Source organism: Stenotrophomonas geniculata (assembly GCF_034508895.1).
GTDB lineage: Bacteria > Pseudomonadota > Gammaproteobacteria > Xanthomonadales > Xanthomonadaceae > Stenotrophomonas > Stenotrophomonas geniculata.
The window spans coordinates 3058640-3082381 of record NZ_CP140571.1; the positions used below are offsets into that span (position 1 = coordinate 3058640).

General features: G+C 67.0%; 18 protein-coding genes. 10 read left to right on the forward strand and 8 right to left on the reverse strand.

The genetic code is table 11. The annotated features are described in order from the left end of the window. The first annotated feature begins 119 nt into the window (after nucleotides 1-119). Nucleotides 120-5027 carry an alpha-2-macroglobulin family protein gene (locus RI032_RS14000; protein ID WP_322547169.1) on the forward strand — a complete coding sequence of 1636 codons (4908 nt, stop codon included), beginning with the start codon at nucleotides 120-122 and terminating at the stop codon, nucleotides 5025-5027. A 49-nt stretch (nucleotides 5028-5076) separates the two neighbouring features. Next, nucleotides 5077-7458 carry a penicillin-binding protein 1C gene (gene pbpC, locus RI032_RS14005; protein ID WP_019338672.1) on the forward strand — a complete coding sequence of 794 codons (2382 nt, stop codon included), beginning with the start codon at nucleotides 5077-5079 and terminating at the stop codon, nucleotides 7456-7458. 154 nt (nucleotides 7459-7612) lie between these two features. On the opposite strand, the gene RI032_RS14010 is transcribed toward pbpC, so the two are convergent. Continuing rightward, nucleotides 7613-8188, reverse strand: a complete 576-nt coding sequence (locus RI032_RS14010; RefSeq protein ID WP_134958026.1) for a ferritin-like domain-containing protein — start codon at nucleotides 8186-8188, stop codon at nucleotides 7613-7615. Nucleotides 8189-8217: 29 nt separating this feature from the next. Then, the gene (locus RI032_RS14015; protein ID WP_049454927.1) at nucleotides 8218-8700 is read right to left on the reverse strand and encodes a peroxiredoxin; all 483 of its coding nucleotides are present in this window, start codon (nucleotides 8698-8700) and stop codon (nucleotides 8218-8220) included. 261 nt (nucleotides 8701-8961) lie between these two features. Between RI032_RS14015 and RI032_RS14020 the strand changes: the two genes are divergently transcribed. Further along, entirely contained in the window at nucleotides 8962-9855 is an 894-nt protein-coding gene (locus tag RI032_RS14020) for a DnaJ C-terminal domain-containing protein (RefSeq protein ID WP_010482782.1), read from the forward strand. Between the two features lie 88 nt (nucleotides 9856-9943). On the opposite strand, the gene pilH is transcribed toward RI032_RS14020, so the two are convergent. Then, nucleotides 9944-10315 carry a twitching motility response regulator PilH gene (pilH, locus tag RI032_RS14025; protein ID WP_005410644.1) on the reverse strand — a complete coding sequence of 124 codons (372 nt, stop codon included), beginning with the start codon at nucleotides 10313-10315 and terminating at the stop codon, nucleotides 9944-9946. An 88-nt stretch (nucleotides 10316-10403) separates the two neighbouring features. Then, on the reverse strand, nucleotides 10404-11399 hold the full coding sequence (locus tag RI032_RS14030) for a YhdH/YhfP family quinone oxidoreductase (protein WP_043399083.1): 996 nt from the start codon (nucleotides 11397-11399) through the stop codon (nucleotides 10404-10406). Nucleotides 11400-11552: 153 nt separating this feature from the next. Between RI032_RS14030 and hflK the strand changes: the two genes are divergently transcribed. The 5 genes from hflK to RI032_RS14055 all read left to right on the forward strand — a co-directional run bounded on the left by hflK (nucleotide 11553) and on the right by RI032_RS14055 (nucleotide 16200). After that, a complete protein-coding gene (gene hflK / locus RI032_RS14035) occupies nucleotides 11553-12686 on the forward strand; it encodes an FtsH protease activity modulator HflK (protein WP_010482784.1) in 1134 nt (377 codons plus the stop codon). After that, nucleotides 12683-13546 (forward strand): protease modulator HflC, encoded by an 864-nt coding sequence (gene hflC, locus RI032_RS14040; protein ID WP_010482785.1) that lies wholly within the window; start codon nucleotides 12683-12685, stop codon nucleotides 13544-13546. The genes hflK and hflC overlap by 4 nt, the downstream gene beginning before the upstream one ends. Nucleotides 13547-13614: 68 nt before the next feature. Then, nucleotides 13615-13800 carry a DUF2065 domain-containing protein gene (locus RI032_RS14045; RefSeq protein ID WP_005414170.1) on the forward strand — a complete coding sequence of 62 codons (186 nt, stop codon included), beginning with the start codon at nucleotides 13615-13617 and terminating at the stop codon, nucleotides 13798-13800. 317 nt (nucleotides 13801-14117) lie between these two features. Then, complete coding sequence (locus tag RI032_RS14050; protein WP_010482787.1) at nucleotides 14118-15410, forward strand: adenylosuccinate synthase; 1293 nt, start codon at nucleotides 14118-14120, stop codon at nucleotides 15408-15410. Between the two features lie 127 nt (nucleotides 15411-15537). Then, nucleotides 15538-16200 (forward strand): hypothetical protein, encoded by a 663-nt coding sequence (locus tag RI032_RS14055; protein WP_322547170.1) that lies wholly within the window; start codon nucleotides 15538-15540, stop codon nucleotides 16198-16200. Here the strand turns inward: RI032_RS14055 and RI032_RS14060 are convergent. Further along, the gene (locus RI032_RS14060) at nucleotides 16136-16786 is read right to left on the reverse strand and encodes a peptidoglycan DD-metalloendopeptidase family protein (protein WP_099560313.1); all 651 of its coding nucleotides are present in this window, start codon (nucleotides 16784-16786) and stop codon (nucleotides 16136-16138) included. The two genes, RI032_RS14055 and RI032_RS14060, sit on opposite strands and share 65 nt — an antisense overlap. Before the next feature lie 4 nt (nucleotides 16787-16790). Next, nucleotides 16791-17750: a L,D-transpeptidase family protein gene (locus RI032_RS14065; protein WP_322547171.1), complete on the reverse strand. Its 960-nt coding sequence runs from the start codon at nucleotides 17748-17750 to the stop codon at nucleotides 16791-16793. Between the two features lie 235 nt (nucleotides 17751-17985). On the opposite strand from RI032_RS14065, the gene RI032_RS14070 reads away from it, so the two are divergent. Then, entirely contained in the window at nucleotides 17986-20109 is a 2124-nt protein-coding gene (locus RI032_RS14070) for a methyl-accepting chemotaxis protein (protein ID WP_164193464.1), read from the forward strand. Nucleotides 20110-20247: 138 nt separating this feature from the next. Here the strand turns inward: RI032_RS14070 and RI032_RS14075 are convergent, their stop codons facing one another. Both RI032_RS14075 and RI032_RS14080 read right to left on the reverse strand, forming a co-directional pair. Further along, on the reverse strand, nucleotides 20248-20742 hold the full coding sequence (locus RI032_RS14075; RefSeq protein WP_322547172.1) for a hypothetical protein: 495 nt from the start codon (nucleotides 20740-20742) through the stop codon (nucleotides 20248-20250). Nucleotides 20743-20764: 22 nt separating this feature from the next. Then, nucleotides 20765-22855 carry a catalase gene (locus tag RI032_RS14080; RefSeq protein WP_322548272.1) on the reverse strand — a complete coding sequence of 697 codons (2091 nt, stop codon included), beginning with the start codon at nucleotides 22853-22855 and terminating at the stop codon, nucleotides 20765-20767. Nucleotides 22856-22969: 114 nt separating this feature from the next. Here RI032_RS14080 and RI032_RS14085 point away from each other — a divergent pair, with 114 nt between their 5' ends. After that, nucleotides 22970-23692 (forward strand): AraC family transcriptional regulator, encoded by a 723-nt coding sequence (locus tag RI032_RS14085; protein WP_043399063.1) that lies wholly within the window; start codon nucleotides 22970-22972, stop codon nucleotides 23690-23692. Nucleotides 23693-23742 lie beyond the last annotated feature (50 nt).

The window sequence follows — 23742 nt, forward strand, 5'->3', positions numbered from 1 at the left end:
GGCGCCAACCAAGGTTGACGGCTACCGGGTCCCGGGCGGGACCGGGTTTCCGACCGCCGGGGCGTCAACGCCTTGACGCGGCCTGCCTATAATGGCCACCTCGATCAAGGAGTGACGACATGAGCGGTCCGGCACGGCGGAAGCGGTGGGGATGGGCGGCGGCGGTACTGGCAGGAGGCCTGTTGCTGGGTCTGGCCGGCTGCCGCAACGACAGCGGGCAGCTGCCCAAGGCCAGCGGTGAAGCCATCACCACCAAGGCCGAGCAGGTGAAGGAGTTCACCCTGCTGCGTGCCTACCCGGACCAGAAGAATGACGGCTTGTCGCTGGCGCTGGAGTTCTCGCGCCCGCTGGTCGGCACCCAGGATTTCGACAAACTGGTGCGCTTCGAGGAAAAGGTCGGCACCGACGACAGCAGCTGGACGCTGTCCGATGACGGCCTGACCCTGCGTTACCCGTTCGTCGAGGCCGGCAAGGAGTTCAGCCTGGTGGTCTCGCCGGATCTGCTGGCCGCCGATGGCAGCCGCCTGGGCAAGGAACTGAAGCAGAAGGTGTTCAGCGGCGAGCTGAAGCCGGTGGTCGGCTTCGCTTCGCAGGGCAGCGTGCTGCCGGCCAAGGACAGCCGTGGCCTGCCGGTGGTGTCGGTGAACGTGCCGGAGGTCGACGTCGAGTTCCTGCGCGTGCGCGAGAAGGACCTGCCGACCTTCTTCAGCCAGTACCAGCGCGGAGGCCGCCGTGGCAGCTGGGAGCTGAGCAGCGACTACGAGCGCAGCCCGATCAACAAGCTGGCCGAGCCGGTCTACGTCAACCGCTTCATCCTGGGTGGCAAGCAGAACGAGCGGGTGCTGACCTACCTGCCGACCCAGGACATCAAGGAACTGCAGGAGCCGGGCCTGTACTTCGCCCTGCTCAAGCGCACCGGTGACTACGAGGGCGAGTTCGATAGCGCGTTCTTCTCGGTCAGCGACATCGGCCTGCATACCCGCGCCTACAAGGACAAGCTGTTCGTGCACACCGCCGGCCTCAAGGACGGCGCACCGCTGAAGGGCATCGACCTGCGGGTTCTCGATGCCAAGGGCGAGGTGGTGCTGAAGGGCAGCACCGACGGCAATGGCAATGCGCTGCTGAACTACACGCTGGATGCCACCCACGTGCTGGTCGCCAGCACTGGCAAGGACACCAGCTTCCTGCCGTTCAACCAGCCGGCGCTGGACCTGAGCGAATTCGCCGTGGCCGGCCGTGACAATGCCTGGTTCGACGTCTACGCCTGGTCCGGCCGCGACCTGTACCGCCCGGGCGAGACCGTGCGCCTGTCCGCGCTGCTGCGTGACAACGATGGCAAGCCGGTCAAGGCGCAACCGGTGTTCCTGCGCCTGAAGCAGCCCGACGGCAAGACTTTCCGCGAGACCCGCCTGCAGCCGGGTGACCAGGGCTACATCAATTTCGAGCAGGTGATCCCCGCCGAGGCGCCGACCGGGCGCTGGCAGGTCGAGTTCCGCACCGACCCGGCCAGCAAGGAAGCGATCCAGGGCATGACCCTGCGCATCGAGGAGTTCCTGCCCGAGCGCATGAAGCTGGATCTGGACAGCGTGCAGAAGACGCTGAAGCCGGGTGAGGACCTGCGCCTGCAGGCCAATGGTGCCTACCTGTATGGTGCGCCGGCCGATGGCAACCGCTTCACCGCGCGCATGGCAGTGGCGGCCGAGCAGCAGCCGGTGGAGGGCCTGCCGGGCTACTTCTTCGGTGACCCGACCCTGCAGCTGCCGCGCGAAGCCAAGGACGTGATCGACACCACGCTGCCGGCCAACGGCCAGCTGCGCGAGGATGTGGCATTGCCGGAGGAGGCGGCCAAGGCCAAGGCACCGATTGCAGTGGTGCTGTCCGGCAGCCTGTACGAGACCGGCGGCCGTACCGTCACCCGCACCTTGAAGCGGGTGATGTGGCCGGCCAATGCGCTGGTGGGCGTGCGCCCGCTGTTCAATCCCGAAGACGGTGCCGATTCCAACGGCAATGCGCGCTTCGAGCTGATGCGCGTGGATGCAGCGGGCAAGCCGCAGCCGGCCAAGGGCCTGAAGATCACCCTGGTGCGCGAACTGCGCGACTACCACTGGACCTTCAACGACAACCGCTGGGACTACGACTTCACCCGCCGTTTCGAGAACAAGGAAACGCGCACCGTCGATGCCGGCGGCAGCGCGGTGGCCTTTGATTTCCCGGTGGAGTGGGGCGAGTACCGGGTGGACGTGTTCGATCCGTCCACCGGCCTGACCAGCCGCTATCCGTTCCGTGCGGGCTGGAGCTGGGGTGATGACAACCGCGGCCTGGACGCGCGCCCTGACAAGATCAAGCTGGGCCTGGACAAGACCGGCTACAAGGCAGGCGACACGCTCGAGGTGACGGTGACCCCGCCGCACGCCGGCAAGGGCATCCTGATGGTCGAGACCGACCGCATGCTGTACGTGCAGGGCATCGACGCCAAGCCGGGGTCGACCTTCAAGATTCCGGTCACCGCCGACTGGGAACGCCACGACGTGTACATCACCGCGCTGGTGTTCCGTGGCGGCAGTGCGCCGAGCAAGATCACCCCGGCCCGTGCTGTGGGTGTGGTGCACGTTCCGATGGACCGCAAGGGCCGCACCGTGGCGGTTGGCCTGGCTGCGCCCAAGCAGATGCGGCCGGAGCAGGACCTGCCGGTGACGGTCAGTGCACCGCAGCTGGCGGGCAAGATGGCGCACGTCAACGTCTCGGCGGTGGATGTAGGCATCCTCAACATCACCCGCTTCCCGGTGCCCGACGCCGGCGCGCACTTCTTCGCCCAGCGTCGCCTCGGCATCGATGCCTACGACATCTACAGCCGGGTGATCGAGAGCTTCGATGGCGGCAGCGGCAAGCTGAAGTTTGGTGGCGACATGGCGCTGCAGGCGCTGCCGCAGGCCAAGCGCCCGACCGCACGCGTGCAGACCGTGGACCTGTTCTCCGGCCCGGTGCAGCTGGATGCCAAGGGCATCGCCCGCATCCGCCTGAAGGTGCCGGACTTCAACGGCACCCTGCGCGTATCGGCGCTGGTCTACAGCGATGACCAGTACGGCAAGCGCGATGTGGAGACCGTGGTGCGCGCGCCGATCCTGGCCGAAGCCAGCATGCCGCGCGTCCTGGCCCCGGGCGACCGCAGCACCGTGACCCTGGACGTGCAGAACTTCACCGGCAAGCCGGGGCAGTTCAACGTGAAGGTGGAAAGCGAGGGCCCGTTGAACCTGGGTGAGGGCAGCCGCAGCGTGCAGTTGAATGCCGATGCCAAGACCACGCTGAGTTTCCCGCTGTCCGCGCGTGAGGGCCACAGCGTAGCCAAGGTGCGGGTGCGGGTGGACGGCAACGGATTCAAGGCCGACCGCCGCTACGAGCTGCCGGTGCGTGCGGCGTGGCCGCAGGTGCTGCGCTCGCAGGTACGCACGCTGGATCCACTGGCCGCGGTCAGCCTCGACAACAGCCTGACCGACGGCCTGATGGCCGAGTCGGTGAACGCGCGCCTGCTGGTCAGCCCGCTGCCGCCAATCCCGTTCGCCAGTGCCCTGCAGGGCGCGTTGAACTACCCATACGGCTGCGCCGAGCAGACCACCAGCAAGGGCTACGCCGCACTGATCCTGGACCAGGCGACGTCGTCGATGCTCGGGGCTGACGGGTTGGATGCCAAGACCCGCCGCGAGCGCATGGAAGGCGCGTTCGGTCGCCTGGCGTCGATGCAGGTGGCCAACGGCAACTTCTCGATGTGGGGTGACGACGGCTACGTGAACCCGTGGCTGACCCCGTACATCACCGAGTTCCTGCTCGATGCCAAGGACGCCGGCTTCGCGGTGCCCGACAACGTACTGCAGAAGGCACTCAACCGCCTCAGTGAGGACCTGCTGTCCGGTGGCAATCAGTTCTACGGCCAGGATGACCGCGAGAAGCTGAAGTTCGCCAACCAGGCGTATTCGGGCTATGTGCTGGCCCGGGTCAACCGGGCGCCGCTGGGTACCCTGCGCACGCTGTACGACAACGAGCGCAGCAAGGCGGTCGGTGGCCTGTCGCTGGTCCACCTGGGCGTGGCGCTGTCACTGCAGGGTGATGCCAAGCGTGGCCAGGCGGCACTGGCGGCGGCGTTCGCCAAGTCCAGCAGCGAGCGCCCGTCGTACTTCGGCGACTACGGCAGCGCGATCCGCGATGACGCACTGATGATCGCGCTGACGCACGAGAACAAGCTGGCCAAGCCCGCCTGGGACGCACGTGCGGTCGATCTCGGCCGTGGCCTGGATGCCCGCCGCAATGCCGGCTGGATGTGGCTGAGCACCCAGGAGCAGGTGGCGATCGCCCGCCTCGGCAAGGCCCTGGCCGCCAACCAGAAGGCGCTGGTGGCCGGTGAGTTGGTGATCGGTGGCAGCACCGAGGCGATCAGTGAGCGCAAGCTGTTCGGCCGCAACTTCACCGGCAGCGAACTGGCCAGCGGCGTACGCTTCACCCCGCAGGGCCAGCCGCCGATGTTTGCCAGCATCGACGTGGCCGGCATCCCGCGCAGCGCGCCGGCACCGGACAACAGCGTGCTGGGTGTTGAACGCAGCTACTTCGGCACCGATGGCAAGCCGTGGACGCCGCGGCCGCTGAAGGAAGGCGAAGCGCTGATCGTGCGCGTCACCGTCACTGCCGATACCACCATGCCGGATGCACTGCTGACCGACCTGTTGCCGGCCGGCCTGGAGATCGAGAACTTCAACCTGGGCGACGCCAAGCAGTGGGCCGACGTGGTCGTGGACGGCATCACCATCAGCGATCGTGGTGAAGCCGCCGATACCAAGCACGAGGAGTTCCGCGACGACCGTTACGTGGCTGCGCTGAAGCTGTCGCGTGGCAGCAAGGCCAACGTGTTCTACCTGGTACGCGCGGTGACCCCGGGAACCTACTCGGTGCCGCCGCCGCTGGTGGAGGACATGTACCGGCCGCAGCTGCGCGGCGTCGGCCGCAGCAACCCGACCACGATCACGGTGGTACAGCCGTGACCGCGCGGACGGGCCGCGACGGCGCGGCCCGTCCTGATGGCAATTCGCAATGAATGACGCAATGAAGACCCGGCTGGCGGCCCTGCGCCGCCGGCTGCGGCCGCTGTGGCCGTGGTTGCGCTGGGGCACGGCCGCCTCGCTGGCGCTGCTGCTGGTGCTGGACTTCGCTTTCCCGCCGCCGCTGCCGAAGCAGCGTGATACCAGCACCCTGGTGGTGGCCGCCGACGGCACGCCGCTGCGTGCCTTTGCCGATGCCGAGGGCGTGTGGCGCTATCCGGCTTCGATCGACAGCGTCTCGCCGCTGTACCTGCAGGCGTTGCTGACCTACGAAGACCGCTGGTTCTGGCGCCATCCCGGCATCAACCCGCTGGCGATCCTGCGTGCCAGCGGCCAGTTGCTGCGCGGCGGCCGCATCGTGTCCGGTGGCTCGACCCTGACCATGCAGGTTGCCCGCATCCTCGACCCGCATACGCGCACGCCCTGGGGAAAGCTCAAGCAGATGCTGCGCGCGGTGCAGCTGGAAGTGCATCTGAGCAAGCAGCAGATCCTGGCCCTGTATCTGGAGCGCGCGCCTTACGGCGGCACCATCGAGGGCGTGGAAGCGGCCAGCTGGGCCTATCTGGGCAAGCCGGCGGCGCAGCTGTCGCATGCCGAGGCCGCGTTGCTGGCGGTGCTGCCGCAGGCGCCAAGCCGGCTGCGCCCGGACCGCCATCCGGAAGCGGCGCAGAAGGCGCGCGACAAGGTGCTGTCACGCATGGCCGAACTGGGTGCGTGGACGCCGGAGGAAGTGGAGGACGCGCGCATCGAGAACGTGGTGGCGCGCTCGCTGCGGCCGCCGCTGCATGCGGCACTGCTGGCGCAGCGGCTGCATTCAGCGCAGCCGGGCAAAGCGCGCATCCAGAGCAGCATTGATATCGGCCTGCAGCGCACGCTGGAAGAGCGCGTGGCCAGCTACTTCTCGACGCTGCCCGAACGCACCTCGGCCGCCCTGCTGGTGGTCGACAACCAGACCCTGCAGGCACGTGCCTATGTGGGCACGCTGGCGTTCGGTGACCGCCAGCGGCTGGGGCACGTGGACATGGTGCAGGCCTGGCGCTCGCCGGGGTCCACGCTCAAGCCGTTCCTGTATGCGATGGCACTCGATGACGGCCTGATCCATTCGGAAAGCCTGCTGGTGGATGCGCCGCAGAGTTTCGGCAGCTACCGCCCCGGCAACTTCGACATGGCCTTCAACGGACCGATCGGCGCTTCCAGTGCATTGCGCCTGTCGCTCAACGTACCCTCGGTGGATCTGCTGCAACGGGTCGGTGCTGCGCGTTTCGCCGCTCGCCTGTCGCACTCCGGCATCCAGCTGCGTTTCCCGCCGGGCAGCACGCCTAATCTGTCGCTGATCCTGGGCGGCACCGGCGCGCGGTTGGAGGACCTGGTCGGCGCGTTCGCCGCGCTCAACCGCAATGGCATCGCCGGGCGCGTGCGTTACACCGACGATGAGCCAATGATCGAGCGGCGCCTCGCTTCGCCCGGCGCAAGCTGGATCGTCCGCGAGATGCTGGAATCGAATCCGCGGCCGGGCTATGGCGTCGGGACGTTCGATGTCGGTGGCCGCCCGCGTGTGGCGTGGAAGACCGGCACCAGTTACGGGTACCGCGATGCGTGGGCCATCGGCAGTACCCGTCACTACACAGTGGGCGTGTGGGTGGGGCGACCAGACGGCACGCCGTTGCCGGGCCAGTATGGTGCGGTTACCGCACTGCCGCTGATGTTCGAAGTGGTGGACAGCCTGCCGCGCCAGCGTGGCGATTCCGCTGCTGCGCCAATGCCGGCCAGTGTCAGCCAGGAAGACATCTGCTGGCCGACCGGCGAACGTGCCGAGGGACTGCCAGCTGCGCTCTGCCAGCGCAGGATGCAGGCCTACCTGCTGGACGGTGCAGCACCACCGACCTTCCCCGAGCGCGAAGCGCGGCGCTGGCAGCCGGGGCGGCAGCGTTACCTGGCCGATGCGCGGACCGGTCTGCGTGTCTCCGCTGATTGCCGTTTGCCGCATGAGGAAGTCGCGCGTGAGATCGCTCGCTGGCCGGCGCTGTTGTCGCCGTGGTTGTCCAAGGCCACGCGCGAGGCCTCGCAATTGCCAGCGCTATCGCCTGACTGCCGCGACGATGGGCGTGAGGCCAGTGTCGCGTTGCACATCGATGGCCTCAATGACGGCGCAGCACTGGCGCGTGCACCCAACGCCGAACATGGCGTACGCCTGCAGCTGCGCGCGCTGGGCAGCGAGCAGGCGGTGGACTGGTTGCTGGATGGACGCTGGATTGCGCAGACCCACGGCGCGCAGTTGATGCAGCGCGAGTTCGCCGATCCGGGAGCACACACCCTGACCGCGCTGGCGGCAGATGGCGCGTGGACCCAGGTACGGTTCAACGTGCTGCGGTAGGTGCCGACCTTGGTCGCCGCTTTCCGTATATTTGCGACGCTGTTGTAGAGCCGAGCCCATGCTCGGCTGCTCTTGTGACGTGCGTGGTGCAGTCAGCCGAGCATGGGCTCGGCTCTACAACGCGGCAGATGGCAGCGAGCGTGTGGCGTAACCGCTATTCCCCGATCCACCCATCCAGCAGGTCGGCAAACTCGTCGGCGTGTTCCTCTTCCTGCGCCAGGATCTCTTCGAGGATGCGCTTGGTGGTGGTGTCGCGGTCGCCGATGAAGTTGATCATTTCGCGGTAGCTGTCGATGGCAATGCGTTCGGCCACCAGGTTCTCGCGCACCATGTCGCGCAGGTCGCTGCCTTCCTTGTACTCGGCGTGCGAGCGCGCGGTCAGCGTATCCGGGTTGAAATCGGGCTCGCCGCCGAGCTGGACGATGCGCTCGGCCAGCTTGCCGGCGTGTGCCTGCTCCTGCTGTGCGTGCTCCAGGAACTCGGCCTTGACCGCGTCGGCCAGCATGCCCTTGGCCATGAAAAAGTGCCGGTAGTAGCGCAGCACGCACACGTACTCGGTGGCCAACGCGTCGTTGAGCAGCTTGATCACTGCCTCGCGGTCGGCATTGTAGCTGTCGGTGATCGCACCATCTTCGATGTTGCGCCGGGCGCGTTCGCGCAGGGTCTTGCGGTCGCTGATGCCGGGAACCTTTGCGGCAGGCTTTGTGGCTTGGGCTGGCTTGCTGGACATGGCTGGCCGTTTCCTCTTGCGGTGGAAGATCAGGTGGGCAGGTGCTCCAGCACGTACTCGGCTGAAGAGACTTCGAACTGGCCCGGCTGTTCGACCCAGGCCGCACGCACCACGCCATCGACCACGTACAGGGCGAAACGGCGCGAGCGGATGCCCATGCCCGAGGCGCTGGCATCGAGTTCCAGGCCGAGCGCGCGAGTCAGTTCGGCGTTGCCGTCGGACAGCATCAGCAGGCCGTCGGGCACGCTCTGGTCGGCGGCCCAGGCCTTCATCACGAACGGGTCGTTGACGGCCATGCAGTAGACGTCGATGCCGCGCTGGCGGAATGCCTGGAATTTTTCGACGTAGCCGGGCAGGTGGCGCGCCGAGCAGGTCGGGGTGAACGCGCCGGGCACGGCGAACAGCACCACCTTGCGCGCATCGAACAGCGAATGCGTATCGAGTGTTTCGATGCCCTCGCGGATGCGCTTGAGGGTCACTTCCGGAATGCGGTCGCCGACATGGATGGTCATGGGGAACTCCTTGCTGGGGCAGGCTAGTGGGCCGGATGGGACAGGGGCGTCAAGACATTGGAAAACCTGCGTGCAGGCCCCATCTTCGGGCTTTGCGGCAGGGGCTTCCAGCCACAGCGTGGGGCATGGGGATGGCAGCCGCATTGCGCAGGATCAGTCGGCCTCACCGGCGCCGCACGAGGGGCGGCGTAGCATCGCCGGCGCGTAGAATGAACCCGGGGCGGCGCCACCGGCGCGGCCGAAGCGAATCGAGGTAGCTGGATGGAATTCAAGGATTACTACGCCACCCTGGGGGTGGAACCGAGCGCGGGCGAGGCGGAGATCAAGACCGCCTACCGCCGGCTGGCACGCAAGTACCACCCGGACGTCAGCAAGGAGGCCGGGGCCGAAGACAAGTTCAAGGCGGTCAACGAGGCCTATGAGGCGCTGCGCGACCCGGAGAAGCGCGCGGCCTACGACCAGCTGCGCGCGCAGGGCTATCGCCCGGGCGAGGAGTTCAACGTGCCGCCGAACTACGGCGGCGCCGGGGGGTTCAATTTCGAGGAAGTGTTCGGCGGCGGCGGCCCCAACGGCGGCTTCAGCGACTTCTTCGAAAGCCTGTTCGCGCGCCAGCGTGGCGGTGGCGGCGCTGGTCCGGGGCCGGGCTTCAGCAGCCAGGGCCATGCGCCCAATCGCGATACCCGCGCCAAGCTGTCGGTACCGCTGGAGGCGGCCTACAACGGTGACAGCCTGCGCATCACCGTCAACGGCAAGCAGCTGGACGTGCGCGTGCCCAAGGGCATCCGCCCGGGCCAGGTGATCCGCCTGGCAGGGCAGGGCAACCATGGCGGCAACCTGCTGCTGGAAGTGGAGTACGCCGCGCACCCGCAGTTCGAGGTCGATGGCCGCAACATCCTCTATACGCTGCCGGTCACACCGTGGCAGGCCGCGTTGGGGACCAGCATCAGCGTGCCGACCCTGGGCGGTGCGGTGGAGCTGAAGATTCCGGCCGATTCCGATGCCGGGCGCAAGCTGCGCCTGCGTGGCCGTGGCCTTCCCGGCAGCCCGGACGGCGACCAGATCGTCGAAATCGAGATCGTGGCCCCGGCTGCGACCGACGAGGCGCAGAAGAAGGCCTATCGGAATCTGGCCAAGGCGTTTGGCGAAACGATCTGAGATCGATTCTGGTGGGTGTGGACCTCGGTCCACACGCCTTTCGGCCGTTCAAGGCGTGCCAACCAAGGTTGGCACCCACCGGAATGTTTCAGCCCTGCCCGGCGAACACCCGTTCCAGCACCTCGGACAGTTCATCTTCCGAGAACGGCTTGGTGATGTAGGCTTTGGCGCCCTGGCGCATGCCCCACATGCGGTCGGTGTCCTGGTCCTTGGTGGTCACCAGGATCACCGGAATGTGCCGGGTCGCCTCGTCGCGGGCGAGGGTGCGGGTGGCCTGGAAGCCATTGAGGTTGGGCATCACCACGTCCATCAGGACCAGGTCGGGCAGCTCGGCCTTGGCGGTTTCGACCCCGGCGGCGCCATCGGTGGCGGTCAGGATCTGGTGCCCGAGCTTCTCGACGATGCGCTGTATCCCCAACAGCTGCGACGGTGAGTCGTCGACGATCAGAATGCGTGCCATGTTGTTCCCCATGTAATGCCCGCAGTGTAGTGCGGGCACATTACCGGCGGGAGGGGCGCGTCTGCCGTCCGTCGCCTGCCTGCGACGTTCAGTCGATCCGCACCACCGTGCGCCCCAGCGAGCCGCCGGCCAGCATCCGCTGGAACACGGCGGGCAGGCCATCCAGGCCGACTTCGGCAGTGCAGATCCGGTCCAGGTGCTGCGGCTTCCAGTCACTGCCCAGTCGCGACCACACCTCTTCGCGCAGCCCGCGCGGCGCATTGGCCGAGGACACCCCCAGCAGCGAGACACCGCGCAGGATGAACGGCATCACGGTCATGTCCAGCGTCGGGCTGGCGGCCAGACCGGCACTGACCACGCTGCCGTAGGGCACGGTCTGCGCCAGCAGGCTGGCCAGCATGTCGCCTCCGGCATTGTCGAGGCCACCGCCGAAGCGCGCCGACTGCAGCGGGCCGGTATCGGCCAGCGCGTCGCGTGGCAGTACCTCGGTGGCGCCGATGCTGCGCAGGAAATCGGCCTGGTCCTGCTTGCCGCTGACCGCGTGCACGCTGTAGCCGGCACGGCTGAAGATCGACAGCGCCAGCGCACCGACGCCGCCGCTGGCACCGGTGACTGCCAGCGGGCCGAGTTCCGGGGTCTGCCGGTTGTCCTGCATGCGCAGCAGGGCCAGCGCCGCAGTGAAGCCGGCGGTGCCCAGCACCATCGCCTCGCGCGGGGTCAGCCCGGCCGGCTGGGCGATCACCGCGCGCGATTCCAGCCGCACGTACTGGCTGTAGCCGCCATCACGGGTCTCGCTGAGGCCGCAGCCGGTGGCCAGCACCGCATCGCCTTCACGCCAGTCCGGGTCGGAGCTGGCGACCACGGTACCGGCCACGTCGATGCCGCCCACGAGCGGGAAGCGGCGCAGGATTTTCCCCTTGCCGGTACCGGCAAGGGCATCCTTGTAGTTGACCGAGGACCAGTGGGCGCGGATCAGCACCTGTCCGGGGTTGAGGTCGTCGATCCGGAGCTGGGCAAGGCCGCTGCGGTAGCCGGCGTCGTCGTTTTCGATGCGGAAGGCGGTGAACGGGGTGGTGGGGGCCATCGGCGTTGCCTGACTTCGAGGAAAACGCCACCTTACCCCGTTGCCCCCCTTTCGATCCTGCCGATCCGCCCCATCTTGTATGATCGGTGATGGTTTCACGGCTGGCGGTGCGGGAAGGGCCCGCGCCGCAGCCCAAATCTTGATGGAGCGTGCATGGCCTGGAATACACCCGGCGGCAACAAGGGCGGACAAGGCCCCGAGGACAATCGACGCGGGCCCTTCGGGTCGCGCGGCGGTGGCAATGGTGGTGGCTGGGGCGGACTGCCCGGGCCGCTGAAGGACCTGTTCGACGGTGGCATCGTGCGTTGGGTGGTGGCAGCCGTGGTGTTGCTGGTGCTGTTCTCCAGCTTCCAGCTGATCGGCGAACAGCAGCGTGGCGTGGTGCTGCGCTTCGGCCAGTTCTCGCGCATCCTGCAGCCCGGCCCGAACTTCAAGCTGCCGTGGCCGATCGAATCGGTCACCAAGGTCAATGCCACCGAGATCAAGACCTTCTCGATCCAGGTGCCGGTGCTGACCCGCGACGAGAACATCGTCAACGTCTCGCTGAATGTCCAGTACCGCATCGACGACCCGCAGCAGTACCTGTTCGGCACGGTCGATGCCAACCAGGTGCTGGAGCAGTCGGCGCAGAGCGCGGTGCGCGAAGAAGTGGGCCGCGCTGATCTCAACGCCGTGCTGAACAACCGTGGCCCGCTGGCCGTGGCTGCCGAAGAGCGCCTGCAGGCGCTGCTGAAGGCGTTCAAGACCGGCCTGACCGTGACCGGCCTGACCCTGCAGGACGCCCGTCCGCCAGAAGAGGTCAAGCCGGCCTTCGACGAGGTCAATGGCGCCCAGCAGGTCAAGGAACGCCTGATCAACGAAGCCCAGGCCTACGCCGCCAAGGTCGTGCCGGAAGCCCGAGGCCAGGCCTCGCGTGCCCGTACCACTGCCGAAGGCTACAAGCAGGCCGTGGTGTCCAAGGCCGAGGGTGACGCGCAGCGCTTCAGCCTGTTGCAGGCCCAGTACAAGGACGCCCCGGAAGTGACCCGCAAGCGCCTGTGGCTGGAGACCGTGCAGCAGGTGCTGAGCGAGAACCGCAAGGTGATCGGTGGTGATGGCCGCCAGCTGATCTACGTGCCGATGACCGGCGATACCCGTCCCACCACCCCGGCTCCGCCGGGAGTGACGAACCCGGAGGTGGTGATGCCGTCGCTGCCGGGTGCAGCGGCGGAAGCTTCCCGTGATCCGGGCCGGCCGGTGGGCCGCCCGACCGGGCGACCGAGCGGCCGTGAGGAGGGCAGCCGATGAAGAGTCCTATCTGGATCGCCGTGATCGTGGCGGTGGTGCTGGGCCTGCTCGGCTCGGTGTACGTGGTCCGTGAGGACCAGACCGCCATGGTCCTGAACCTGGGCAAGGTGGTGCGTTCGGACATCAAGCCGGGCCTGCACTTCAAGGTGCCGGTGGTGGAAACGGTGAAGGTCTTCGACCGCCGCTTCCAGGTGCTCGACACCGCGCCGGCGCGTTACTTCACCGCCGAGCAGAAGGACGTCAGCGTCGACTTCTTCGCCATCGGCTACATCTCCAACGTGGGTGACTACTTCCGTGCCACCGGCGGCGATCCGCGGATCGCCAATGCCCGCCTGGCACCGATCATCACCGACTCGCTGCGCAACCAGATCAACTCGCGCACCCTGCAGCAGCTGGTCTCCGGCGACCGCAGCGAGCTGATCGCCGAGCAGCTGAAGGGAATCAACGAAGCCGTGGCCGGCCTCGGCATGCAGATGATCGACCTGCGCATCAAGCAGGTGGACCTGCCCACCGACAGCCAGGTGATCAATGACGTGTACGAGCGCATGCGCGCCCAGCGCAAGCAGGAAGCCGCCAAGCTGCGCGCCGAGGGCGAGGAGCAGTCGCTGACCATCCGTGCCCAGGCCGACCGTGACAGCACCGTGCTGATCGCCGAGGCCGAGCGTGATGCCCAGCGCCTGCGTGGTGAAGGCGATGCCGATGCCGCCCGTATCTACGGCAAGGCCGGCTCGGCCGATCCCTCGTTCTACGCGTTCTACCGCAGCCTGGAGGCCTACCGTGGCTCCATGACCGACGGCAACGGCGTGATCGTGCTGGACAAGAACGACCCGTTCCTGCAGTACCTGAAGAACGACCGCTGAGGTCGCAGGGCACTACCCCACGGGGCCCGGCCAGACGCCGGGCCCCGTGCTTTTTCCGGAGTCCCCCCATGAAAGATCTGTTCGCCGCCGTCTGCCTGGTCGCGGTGCTGGAAGGCCTGTTCCTGTTCGTCGCCCCGTTCGCCTGGAAGCGCATGGCCGAGCGCCTGCTGGACCTGCCCAGCCCGGCCCTGCGCAGCTTCGGCGGGCTGGTGCTGCTGGCCGGGCTGAGCCTGCTGTGGTGGGTGCGGCACTGAACCCCGCCCTGTAGCGTCCGAGCCCATGTTCGGGCGGCGCCGCGCAGCGGCGGGAAGGCAGCCGAGCATGGGCTCGGCTCTACATGAGACGCCGGCCTGACCGGCCGGTGAAGCCGTCCGTCGGAAAGGTGGCACCTGACCCCGGAAACCCGGATAATGCACAAAAGCCGGACGGGCCTCCCCGTTCGGCTTTTTCCGTGTCTGGGCCTTCCATCGCCGGCTGCTCCCCGTTTGGAGCCGCCCTCCAGGTGCTGGCCAGCCCCGCCACGGTTTACCCGTCCGCGGCCCCGATGGCCGCAACATATGAGGAGCCCGTCATGGGTCAGTCTGTCGTAGTGCTTGGTGCCCAGTGGGGCGATGAAGGCAAGGGCAAGATCGTCGATCTGCTCACTGAGGAAATCGGCGCCGTCGTGCGCTTCCAGGGCGGCCACAATGCCGGCCACACCCTGGTCATCAACGGCAAGAAGACCGTCCTGCACCTGATCCCGTCGGGCATCCTGCGTGACGACGCGCTGTGCCTGATCGGCAACGGCGTGGTGATCTCGCCGGCCGCGCTGCAGAAGGAAATCGCCGAGCTGGAATCCTCCGGCGTGGAAGTGCGTTCGCGCCTGAAGATCTCCCCGGCCGCGCCACTGATCATGCCGTACCACATCGCCCTGGACCAGGCGCGCGAGCGCGCTGCCGGTGGCAAGGCGATCGGCACCACCGGCCGTGGCATCGGCCCGGCCTACGAAGACAAGGTGGCGCGTCGCGGCATCCGCATCGCCGACCTGCATTACCCGAAGCAGCTCGAAGAACTGCTGCGCACCGCGCTGGACTACCACAACTTCGTGCTGACCAAGTATCTGAACACCGATGCGGTCGACTTCCAGAAGACCTTCGACGAAGCGCTGGCCTTCGGCGAGTACGTGCAGCCGATGAAGTCCGACGTGGCCGGGATCCTGCACGACCTGCGCAAGCAGGGTAAGCGCGTGCTGTTCGAAGGCGCGCAGGGTGCGCTGCTGGACATCGACCACGGCACCTACCCGTACGTCACCAGCTCCAACACCACCGTCGGTGGTGCGCTGGCCGGTTCTGGCGTCGGCGCCGATTCGATCGACTACGTGCTGGGCATCGCCAAGGCCTACGCCACCCGCGTCGGCGGCGGCCCGTTCCCGACCGAACTGGACGACGAAGTCGGCCAGGGCATCCGTGACCGCGGTGCCGAGTACGGTGCCTCGACCGGTCGCCCGCGTCGCTGCGGCTGGATGGACATCGTCGCGCTGAAGCGCGCCGTGGCCATCAACGGCATCAGCGGCCTGTGCATCACCAAGCTGGACGTGCTCGATGGCATGGAAAAGCTGAAGGTCTGCATCGCCTACGAATACAACGGCAAGCGCACCGAGTACGCCCCGCTGGACGCACAGGGCTGGGAAGACTGCACCCCGGTGTACCTGGAGTTCCCGGGCTGGAGCGAGAACACCCACGGCATCACCCACTGGGACGACCTGCCGCCGGCCGCACGTGCCTACCTGCGTTCGCTGGAAGAGCTGGCGGGTTGCCCGATCAGCATCGTCTCCACCGGCCCGGACCGCGACCACACCATGGTCTTGCAGGATCCGTTCGCCTGAGTGCGTGACCGGTAGCGCTGGGCCATGCCTGGCGTCGCAGAAGGAAGAAGCCCCGCGAACGCGGGGCTTTTTCGTTACTGTGTTGCCAGTGCCGGCGAGGAAGCGAAGCGATGACCAGGATGTCAGCGTGAAAGGCGAGACCGTGGTGCGGGTCACCCTGTGGGTGTTGTGGAGCCTGTGGGGCATCGCCTGCGCGGTTCTGGCGCTCGGCGCCATCGCCAACCATCTGGCCTCGCGTACCCAGACCCTGCCGCTGCTGCTCAGCCCCGGCGCGACGGCCGAGGTGACGGTCTACCGCTTCATTGATGACCAACTGCGGCTGCGACTGCGGTATGCCGCAGACGGTACTGAGGCTGACCCTGAAGTGCTGCTGCGCATCGACACTCCCACCGATCATGGGGACTTCCGCGCAGGAGAGCGTTCGGGAGTGGCCGGGCAGGGTATCAACCGCAGGCTGGCATCGGTTGAGTCCAGCGGGCTCATGGCGTCCTGCTTTGGATATGGCCGCGGTGATGCATTGCCACGCGGACGCTCATGGCTGCGGGTAACCGTACTGGAGGTGGACCCGGCGCTGGCGGGCAGGGCGGCCGTGATCGAACTGCAGCCCCCGCTGGACCTGCTGAAGCTGACCGACCTGGATTACGTCTGGCTGTGGCCGTTCTTTTTCTGGAAGGTGGCGGCACTGTTCCTGCTGATTCCCGGGGGTGCGTTGGCGGTGTTCACGTTCACCTTGCGGCGCTGGCAGCGCCGGGCGTCGAAGCAGCCGATTTCAGCAGCGGATACGGATTGATCGATTCCCCCTTCCACCACTGCTTCTCCGGCCCCAGTACGTGTACTTCGAAATGCAGGTGCGGGGCCTCCGCGCTGGCATTGCCAGTGCTGCCCACATAACCAATCACATCCCCGCGTTTGATCATCTGCTTTTCGCTCAGGCCATCGGCATAGCGCTGCAGGTGCGCGTAGTAGTAGCACCAGCGTCCGCTGGGCTCGAACTGGTAGATGGTCAGCCCACCGCGCTTGCTGTCGAACAGCTTCTCCACCGTGCCGTCGGCCACCGCCAGCACCGGCGTACCGGCATCGGCCATGATGTCGATCGCATCGTGCACGCGGCCCTCGCTGCGTGCATCAGTGAAGGTGTCGCGCAGTTGAGAGGGCAGTACCCCCTGCACCGGCAGCAGCAGGGTGCCCGAGGCTGCGTCGATGCCAGTCGGTGCCGTCGCGCGCGGCGCGGCAGCTTGCATCGACGGCGTTGTGGCCACGCTGGGCTGCGCTGCAGGAGTGGACGCGGCCACGAATTCGCCAGCATCGCGGCGCAGCCACCAGCCCAGTCCCACACCCAGCAGCACGCCCAGCACGATCAGCTGCGAAAAACGCATCGGCTCACTCCTGCATCACCACGGGGACGGAGGTATCCACCGCATCGGCCACGCGCAGCGCATCCCAGTTGGTCATGCGTACGCAGCCATGCGATTCGGTCTTGCCGACATGGCCCGGTACCGGCGTTCCGTGGAGGCCATAGTGGGGCTTGGACAGGTCGATCCAGACCCGGCCGACCGGATTGTTCGGGCCTGGCGGCAGCGTGGCTTTCTTCTCGCCTTTGCGCGCATCCCAGAACAGCTTGGGGTTGTAGTGGAACGGCGGGTCGCGATATACGCCGAGAATCTTCCATTCACCGATCGGCAGCGGATCATGCTGGCTGCCGGAAGAGACCGGCACCTGCGCGGTCACCTTGCCCTGCGCATCCAGCAGCTGCAGGGTGGAATCGGACTTGTCGACCACGATCTTCGCCGCCTTCGGCAATGCAGCCGGTGCGATGTTGGGCACCTGGATGCGGCTGCCGGCCTTGGCTAGATCGACGCCGGGGTTGAGCGCCTTCAGCAATGCCGGCGACGCATGGAAACGCTCTCCCAGTGATTCCTCGACGCTGCTGTAGCCCAGTGCCTTCAGCTTTGCCTGCGCGGCGGGCGTCTTCGGAACGGCGATGAACGGCCCGGCCACGTCCTCGGCGGTCAACGTGTAACTGGCAAGCGGCGTGGTCGCATCGGCCTGCAGTGCTTTCCAGGTGGCATCGTCCAGCTCTCCGCTCACTGTCAGGCCGTGGGCCGCCTGGAAGCCTGCCACGGCCCGGCGCTGATTGCTGCCGACCTCACCGTCGATCTCGCCCGGGGAGAAATTGGCGCGATCCAGAAGCACCTGGGCGTGCAGTGGCGAGCGCGTCGCGGTATCGGGTCCGGTCTTCTCGGCAATGGGCTCCGGCAGCTGGACCGGCGGCGGCACCTGCGCGAAGGCGGGGGACATCAGCAAGGACAGGGCGAGGAGGGCGGGGCGACATACGGGCATGGAGATCTCCGGCAGATGGCAGCTCCACCCTGCCCGGAGAGGCTGCGCAGCCCCCGTGAAAGCAACCTGATGCCGGCATGAGCAGTGCGGTCCCGGCGGGCGGTTGGACCTTGCCGCAGAAGCGCGGCGCGTGGCCTCACCAAGGTGAACGGCTGCCGACGCGCGTGCGTGTTGCCGATCAAGATTGCCGGTGGCACGGCCGATAGGGGCGCATCCCCCCGTTTTGGATGTACCGATGAACTACTTGAGGAATGTCAGGGTTGCCTGGCGTCTTGGGCTGGGCTTTGGCCTGCTGTTGTTGCTGGTTGCCGCCGTGGTGGCCACCGGCGCCACCGCCAGTGTCGTGCAGAAGCGCGCGATGCAGCAGGTGGTCGACGTCAGCGTGACCAAGGTGCGTCTGTTGTCGCAGATGCTCGATGCCAACAACCAGATGATGGTGGTGCGCCGCGAGATGCTGATCCGCCAGGGCGAAGACCGTGGCCACGACGAGCAGCGCATCGCCGATCTGGTCAAGCGTTATGAGGCCAGCTGGACCGCCTATCAGGCACTACCGGGTGATGCGGAGGGCAAGGCCATCGCGGAAACCATCGCGGCCAAGCGCGCCATCGCGCGCCCGCTCAACAAGCAGACCAGCGAACTGATGGAGCAGGGCGACTACCCGGGCGCCGTGGCGCTGACCCTGGGCCCGGTGCAGGAAGCGGCCAATGGCTGGAACAAGGCGCTGTCCGACGGCGTGGACTTCGAAGAGAAGGAAAGCCGCGATGCAGCCGCCGAGGCGATCAGGCTGGGCGAGCGCAGCCTGCTGCAGCTGCTGGTGCTGGGCGGCGTCGCACTGCTGGTCGGCATCGGCGCCTCGGTGATGATCGGCCGCAGCCTGACCGGCCCGCTGGCCCGCGCGGTGAACCTGGCCGAACGGCTGTCCAAGGGCCAGCTGGACCAGGAGTTCCGTCTGGGTGGCCGTGATGAGCTGACCCAGCTTGGCGAGGCGATGGCCAGCGTGCGGCAGAGCGTGCAGGCGGCGATCGGCGCGCAGCTGCAGATGGCCGAACAGCATGAGGCGGGCGCGATCCGCTATCGCATGGACGCCAGTGCGTTCCCTGGCGATTTCGGCCGCATGGTGCAGGCGACCAACAGCCTGGTCGAATCGCACGTGCAGGTGGAACTGCTGATGGCTGAAGTGATGCAGCGTTACGCCATCGGTGACCTCAGCCGCGACCTGCCGGACTACCCGGGCGAGAAGGGCACGCTGACCCGCACCCTGGCCGCGGTGAAGCAGAGCCTGATGGCGATCAACGCGCAGATCGATGAACTGGCCCGCGCCGCGCGTGCCGGTGATTTCAGCATGCGTGGCGATGCCACTGCGTTCCAGTTCCAGTTCAAGGCGATGGTCGAGCACCTCAACGGCATGATGGCCAGTTCGCAGTCCAGCATTGCCGACGTCTCCGACGTGCTGCGCGCGATCTCGCACGGCGACCTGACCGCACGCATGGATGGCGAGTACGACGGTGTGTTCGCCCGCATGCGCGACGACGCCAACACCACCACTGCGCAGCTGACTGGCATCGTGCGGGGCATCCAGGTGGCTGCCGACAGCATCAACAACGCGGCGCAGGAACTGGCCGCCGGCAACAACGACCTGTCGCGCCGCACCGAGCAGCAGGCCGCCAATCTGGAAGAAGCGGCCGCATCGATGGAGGAACTGACTTCCACCGTACGCCAGAACGCCGAGCTGGCACGTCAGGCCGACAGCGAAGCGCATGCCGCCGGTGCCGCGGTGCGCGAGACCGAGCAGGCGATGGCACAGATGGCATCGGTCATGGGCGAGATCGATCAGTCGTCGGCTCGCATCTCGGAGATCTCCACGGTGATCGACGGCATCGCGTTCCAGACCAACATCCTGGCGTTGAATGCTGCAGTGGAAGCTGCGCGCGCAGGCGAGCAGGGCCGTGGTTTTGCCGTGGTCGCCAGCGAAGTGCGCACGCTCGCGCAGCGTGCCGGTGTCGCCGCCAAGGAGATCAAGGAGCTGATCGAAGACGCCGCTGCCAAGGTGAAGAGTGGCCTGGCGGTGACCGTTGAATCGGAAGCCGCGATCGCGCGCGTGGCCCAGGCCAGCTCGCGCACCACCCAGCTGATGAGCGACATCGCAGCGGCCAGCAAGGAACAGGCCGCCGGCATCGAGCAGGTCAACCAGGTGGTGGTGCAGATGGATCAGGTGACCCAGCAGAACGCCGCGCTTGTGGAAGAAGCCACTGCGGCGAGCCGCGCGCTGGAAGAACAGGCGCATGCACTGACCACGTCGGTGGCGGTATTCAAGGTAGAAGGCGCGGCGGTCTCTGCTGTGCCCCGTCGCGCAGCCTGAGCGGGCAGTGCAGCGACAGGAATACGGCCGCCTTGAGCGGCCGTATTTCGCTGGAAGGAGCCCGTCTACTGCTGAAGGCCGTGCTGACGCAGCCGAAGTTGCCGCATGGATGAGGACGCTCCCCCCCTGACCGACGCTTCAGGCGCGCGCACGCGTACGCGTACGCGCAGCTTTCTTCGCCGCCGCCTTGCGCACGGTCTTCTTCGCGGCCCGCGTCTTGGCTGCCTTCTTTGCGGCGGCGCTCCGCGAGGCGGCCGTACCCGTCTTCCTGGCCGCAGCCTTCTTCTCCGTCTTCTTTGTGGCCTTCTTTGTCGCGGTCTTGCGAGCCGGTGCCTTCTTCGCCACCGCCTTCTTCGCAGGTGCCTTCTTCGCTGCCGTCGCCTTGGTCGTGGCCTTCTTTGTGGCCGACTTCCTGGCAGGCGCCTTCTTGGCAGCCTTCTTGCTGGTCGCCTTCTTCGCGCCCTTGCGGGCACTGCCGCTACGTTTGCCTCCACCGTCCTGCTTGTTCACGGTGGCCCAGGCAATGCGCTCGGCGGTGCCTTCACTCGCGCCGCGATCACGTTCGCTTTCCTCGATGTGCTCGGCCTGGCGCTTCTGTTTCTCGGTATATGCGGATTTGTCACCACGGGGCATGACGGATCTCCTGTCGTAGTAGTCAGGCCAGCAGGCGCAGCTTCGGTTCACGCGCCCATTGGCGGGTGGCGGCCGCCGCCAGGAAGGCCTTGGCGTCTTCCGCTTCGACGATGCCGGCATCGTTGCCGACCCGCGCCGCCTTCAGCAGCGTCTGGCCGCCTGCGTCGCTGGCGATGGCCTTCAGGTGCGCCCACGCCTGGCTGACGAATTCGACGGCTGCACTCTCTTTCGACAAGGCCTTCGCGGCTTCCGGGCTGAGCACCACGGCCACCGCATCGAACACAGCCGATGGCGTGCCCGCCAGTTGCCCATCCGCCGTCTGCATCGCCCCATCGCTCAGCGTGGCGCCGCCTACTTTGGGCGCGACCAGCTTCACGTCTGCACCCGCCTTCCGGGCCGCTTTGCTCAGGCTGGCCATCACGCGCGCGTCGGAGCCCTCATCAAACAGGATGCCGATGCTGCGCCCTTGCAGGGTGGGCTTGTTGCGCCCGATCACGCGCACCTCGGGAGCGGCAGGCATGTCCTGCACCGGCGTGGCGGTCGGCGCGGGGTCGGGCAGTGCAGGCAACGCGAGCCCATCAGCTACGCGCTGCGCCAATGATTCGTCGATGTTGCGCAGGTGGCTGACGGTACGCTCCCGCACCTTCAGCGTTTCCACCTTGGACAACTCGAACACCAGCGCCGATGCCAGGTGCGCCTGCTCCGGCTTTTCCAGGCTCCGGAAGAACATGCGGGCTTGGCTGTAATGGTCGGCGAAACTCTCCGCGCGGGTGCGACCCTTGCGACCATCGTCGGCGCTGGCATGGCTGCGGAATCCGGCAGGCGTCTCGCGCGGGGTGTCCTCCTGCAGCGAACTGGGATCGTAGGCCACCCGGCCCTTGGGCACCTGCATCTGCATGTGGCCGTCGCGCTGATGATTGGCAAACGGGCACTTGGGCGCATTCACCGGGATCTGGTGGAAGTTCGGGCCGCCCAGGCGCAGCAGCTGGGTGTCCAGATAGGAGAACAGGCGCCCCTGCAGCAGCGGGTCGTTGCTGAAGTCGATGCCCGGTGGCACGTTGGCCGGGCAGAACGCCACCTGCTCGGTCTCGGCGAAGAAGTTGTCCGGCCAGCGGTCCAGCACCATGCGCCCGATGACCTGCAACGGCACCAGCGATTCGGGAATGATCTTGGTCGGGTCCAGATGATCGAACGGGAATGCGTCGGCCTCTTCTTCCGTAAACAGCTGCACTCCCAGTTCCCATTCGGGAAAGTCGCCGCGCTGGATGGCCTCGAACAGGTCGCGGCGATGGAAGTCATTGTCGGCCGACTGCAGTTTCAACGCTTCGTCCCAGACCGTGGACTGGATACCCAGCTTGGGCCGCCAGTGGAACTTGACGAAGGTCGACTCTCCCGCCTCGTTCAGCAGGCGGAAGCTGTGCACACCGAAGCCTTCGATCATCCGCAGCGAACGCGGTATGGCGCGGTCGCTCATCGCCCACATGATCATGTGCATCGACTCGGGCATGAGCGAGATGAAATCCCAGAAGGTGTCGTGGGCCGTGGCGGCCTGCGGAAACGCACGGTCCGGTTCCATCTTCACTGCGTGCACCAGGTCCGGGAATTTCATGGCGTCCTGGATGAAGAACACCGGAATGTTGTTGCCAACCAGATCCCAGTTGCCCTCCTTGGTATAGAACTTGACCGCGAAGCCGCGCACGTCGCGGGGGGTATCCACCGAGCCCGCGCCGCCGGCTACCGTCGAGAAACGGGTGAACACGGGCGTCCTGACGCCTACCTCGGTCAGGATGCGCGCGCGGGTATGGGCGGCCAGTGACCGGGTCAGCTCGAAGTAGCCGTGTGCTGCGCTGCCACGTGCGTGCACGATGCGCTCGGGAATGCGTTCGTGATCGAAGTGGGTGATCTTCTCGCGCAGGATGAAGTCCTCCAGCAGCGTGGGCCCTCGGGGCCCTTGCCGCAGGGAGTTCTGGTTGTCCGCCACCGGGATGCCCTGGTCGGTGGTCATCACCGGATGGGTGCCCCCGGCCTGCTGGTGCAGTTCATCGCCGTCGCCCCGGCGGTGGTTTTCGGCAGGGGCGGTTGCGCGCTTGCCGGTCGGCTTGCTGGCGGCCATTGACGTTGGCTCCGGATCATCAGAAGGAACCACGACACTGGAACCAGCCCCGTTAAACCGAGGTCCGGCAGAGGTGAACGTACAGGCAAAAGCAGGCTCGGGTATGCTTGCTCCATGCGAGTCGAGCCCGCCGACATCGAAGCCCTGTTCGACGCCATCCCGGATGTGCTGTTTTTCATCAAGGACCTTCAGGGGCGTTACACCCACGTCAACCAGACCATGCTGCGGCGGCTGGGCCTGCGCGCGCGCAAGGACGTGATCGGGCGCACGGCGGCCGAGATCTACCCGACCGGCCTCAGTGCGGACTATGTCGACCAGGATGCCCGCGTGCTGTCCGGCGAGGTGATCGAGAACCTGATGGAGCTGCACCTGTTCGCCAACCGCGAACCGGGCTGGTGCCTGACCTGCAAGCGCCCGCTGGTGGTCGATGGGGCCATCGAGGGCCTGATCGGCATTTCCCGCGACCTCGGCCAGAAGGACAGCCTCGGTACCCAGTACGAGCAGCTACGGCTGGCCCTGGCCCACCTCAATGCGCACTACGCCGAGAACGTGCGCATGCAGACCCTGCTGGACATCACCGGCTTTTCGCTGTCCAAGCTGGAGCGCAGTTTCCGAAAGGTGTTCCAGATGACCCCGCAGCAGGTGCTGACCCGGCTGCGCATCCAGATGGCCATGCACCTGCTGCACGGCGACGACAGCATTGCCTGCATCGGCCAGGCCTGCGGCTTCAGCGACCAGAGCGCCTTTACCCGCAAGTTCAAGGCTGAAACCGGTTTCTCGCCGCGCGCCTACCGCGCCCGCATCGGCGGCAGTGTCGGCGAGCCAGCGCTGGCCTGAGCCGCCTGCTGCGCTGTGCCTATCCCCGCAGGCATGGGACAGGGTAAGGT

Coding starts and splice junctions, on each gene's coding strand:
- RI032_RS14000 (WP_322547169.1), top strand. CDS start 120: ATGAGCGGTCCGGCACGGCGGAAGCGGTGGGGATGGGCGGCGGCGGTA.
- pbpC (WP_019338672.1), top strand. CDS start 5,077: ATGAATGACGCAATGAAGACCCGGCTGGCGGCCCTGCGCCGCCGGCTG.
- RI032_RS14010 (WP_134958026.1), bottom strand. CDS start 8,188: ATGTCCAGCAAGCCAGCCCAAGCCACAAAGCCTGCCGCAAAGGTTCCC.
- RI032_RS14015 (WP_049454927.1), bottom strand. CDS start 8,700: ATGACCATCCATGTCGGCGACCGCATTCCGGAAGTGACCCTCAAGCGC.
- RI032_RS14020 (WP_010482782.1), top strand. CDS start 8,962: ATGGAATTCAAGGATTACTACGCCACCCTGGGGGTGGAACCGAGCGCG.
- pilH (WP_005410644.1), bottom strand. CDS start 10,315: ATGGCACGCATTCTGATCGTCGACGACTCACCGTCGCAGCTGTTGGGG.
- RI032_RS14030 (WP_043399083.1), bottom strand. CDS start 11,399: ATGGCCCCCACCACCCCGTTCACCGCCTTCCGCATCGAAAACGACGAC.
- hflK (WP_010482784.1), top strand. CDS start 11,553: ATGGCCTGGAATACACCCGGCGGCAACAAGGGCGGACAAGGCCCCGAG.
- hflC (WP_010482785.1), top strand. CDS start 12,683: ATGAAGAGTCCTATCTGGATCGCCGTGATCGTGGCGGTGGTGCTGGGC.
- RI032_RS14045 (WP_005414170.1), top strand. CDS start 13,615: ATGAAAGATCTGTTCGCCGCCGTCTGCCTGGTCGCGGTGCTGGAAGGC.
- RI032_RS14050 (WP_010482787.1), top strand. CDS start 14,118: ATGGGTCAGTCTGTCGTAGTGCTTGGTGCCCAGTGGGGCGATGAAGGC.
- RI032_RS14060 (WP_099560313.1), bottom strand. CDS start 16,786: ATGCGTTTTTCGCAGCTGATCGTGCTGGGCGTGCTGCTGGGTGTGGGA.
- RI032_RS14065 (WP_322547171.1), bottom strand. CDS start 17,750: ATGCCCGTATGTCGCCCCGCCCTCCTCGCCCTGTCCTTGCTGATGTCC.
- RI032_RS14070 (WP_164193464.1), top strand. CDS start 17,986: ATGAACTACTTGAGGAATGTCAGGGTTGCCTGGCGTCTTGGGCTGGGC.
- RI032_RS14075 (WP_322547172.1), bottom strand. CDS start 20,742: ATGCCCCGTGGTGACAAATCCGCATATACCGAGAAACAGAAGCGCCAG.
- RI032_RS14080 (WP_322548272.1), bottom strand. CDS start 22,855: ATGGCCGCCAGCAAGCCGACCGGCAAGCGCGCAACCGCCCCTGCCGAA.
- RI032_RS14085 (WP_043399063.1), top strand. CDS start 22,970: ATGCGAGTCGAGCCCGCCGACATCGAAGCCCTGTTCGACGCCATCCCG.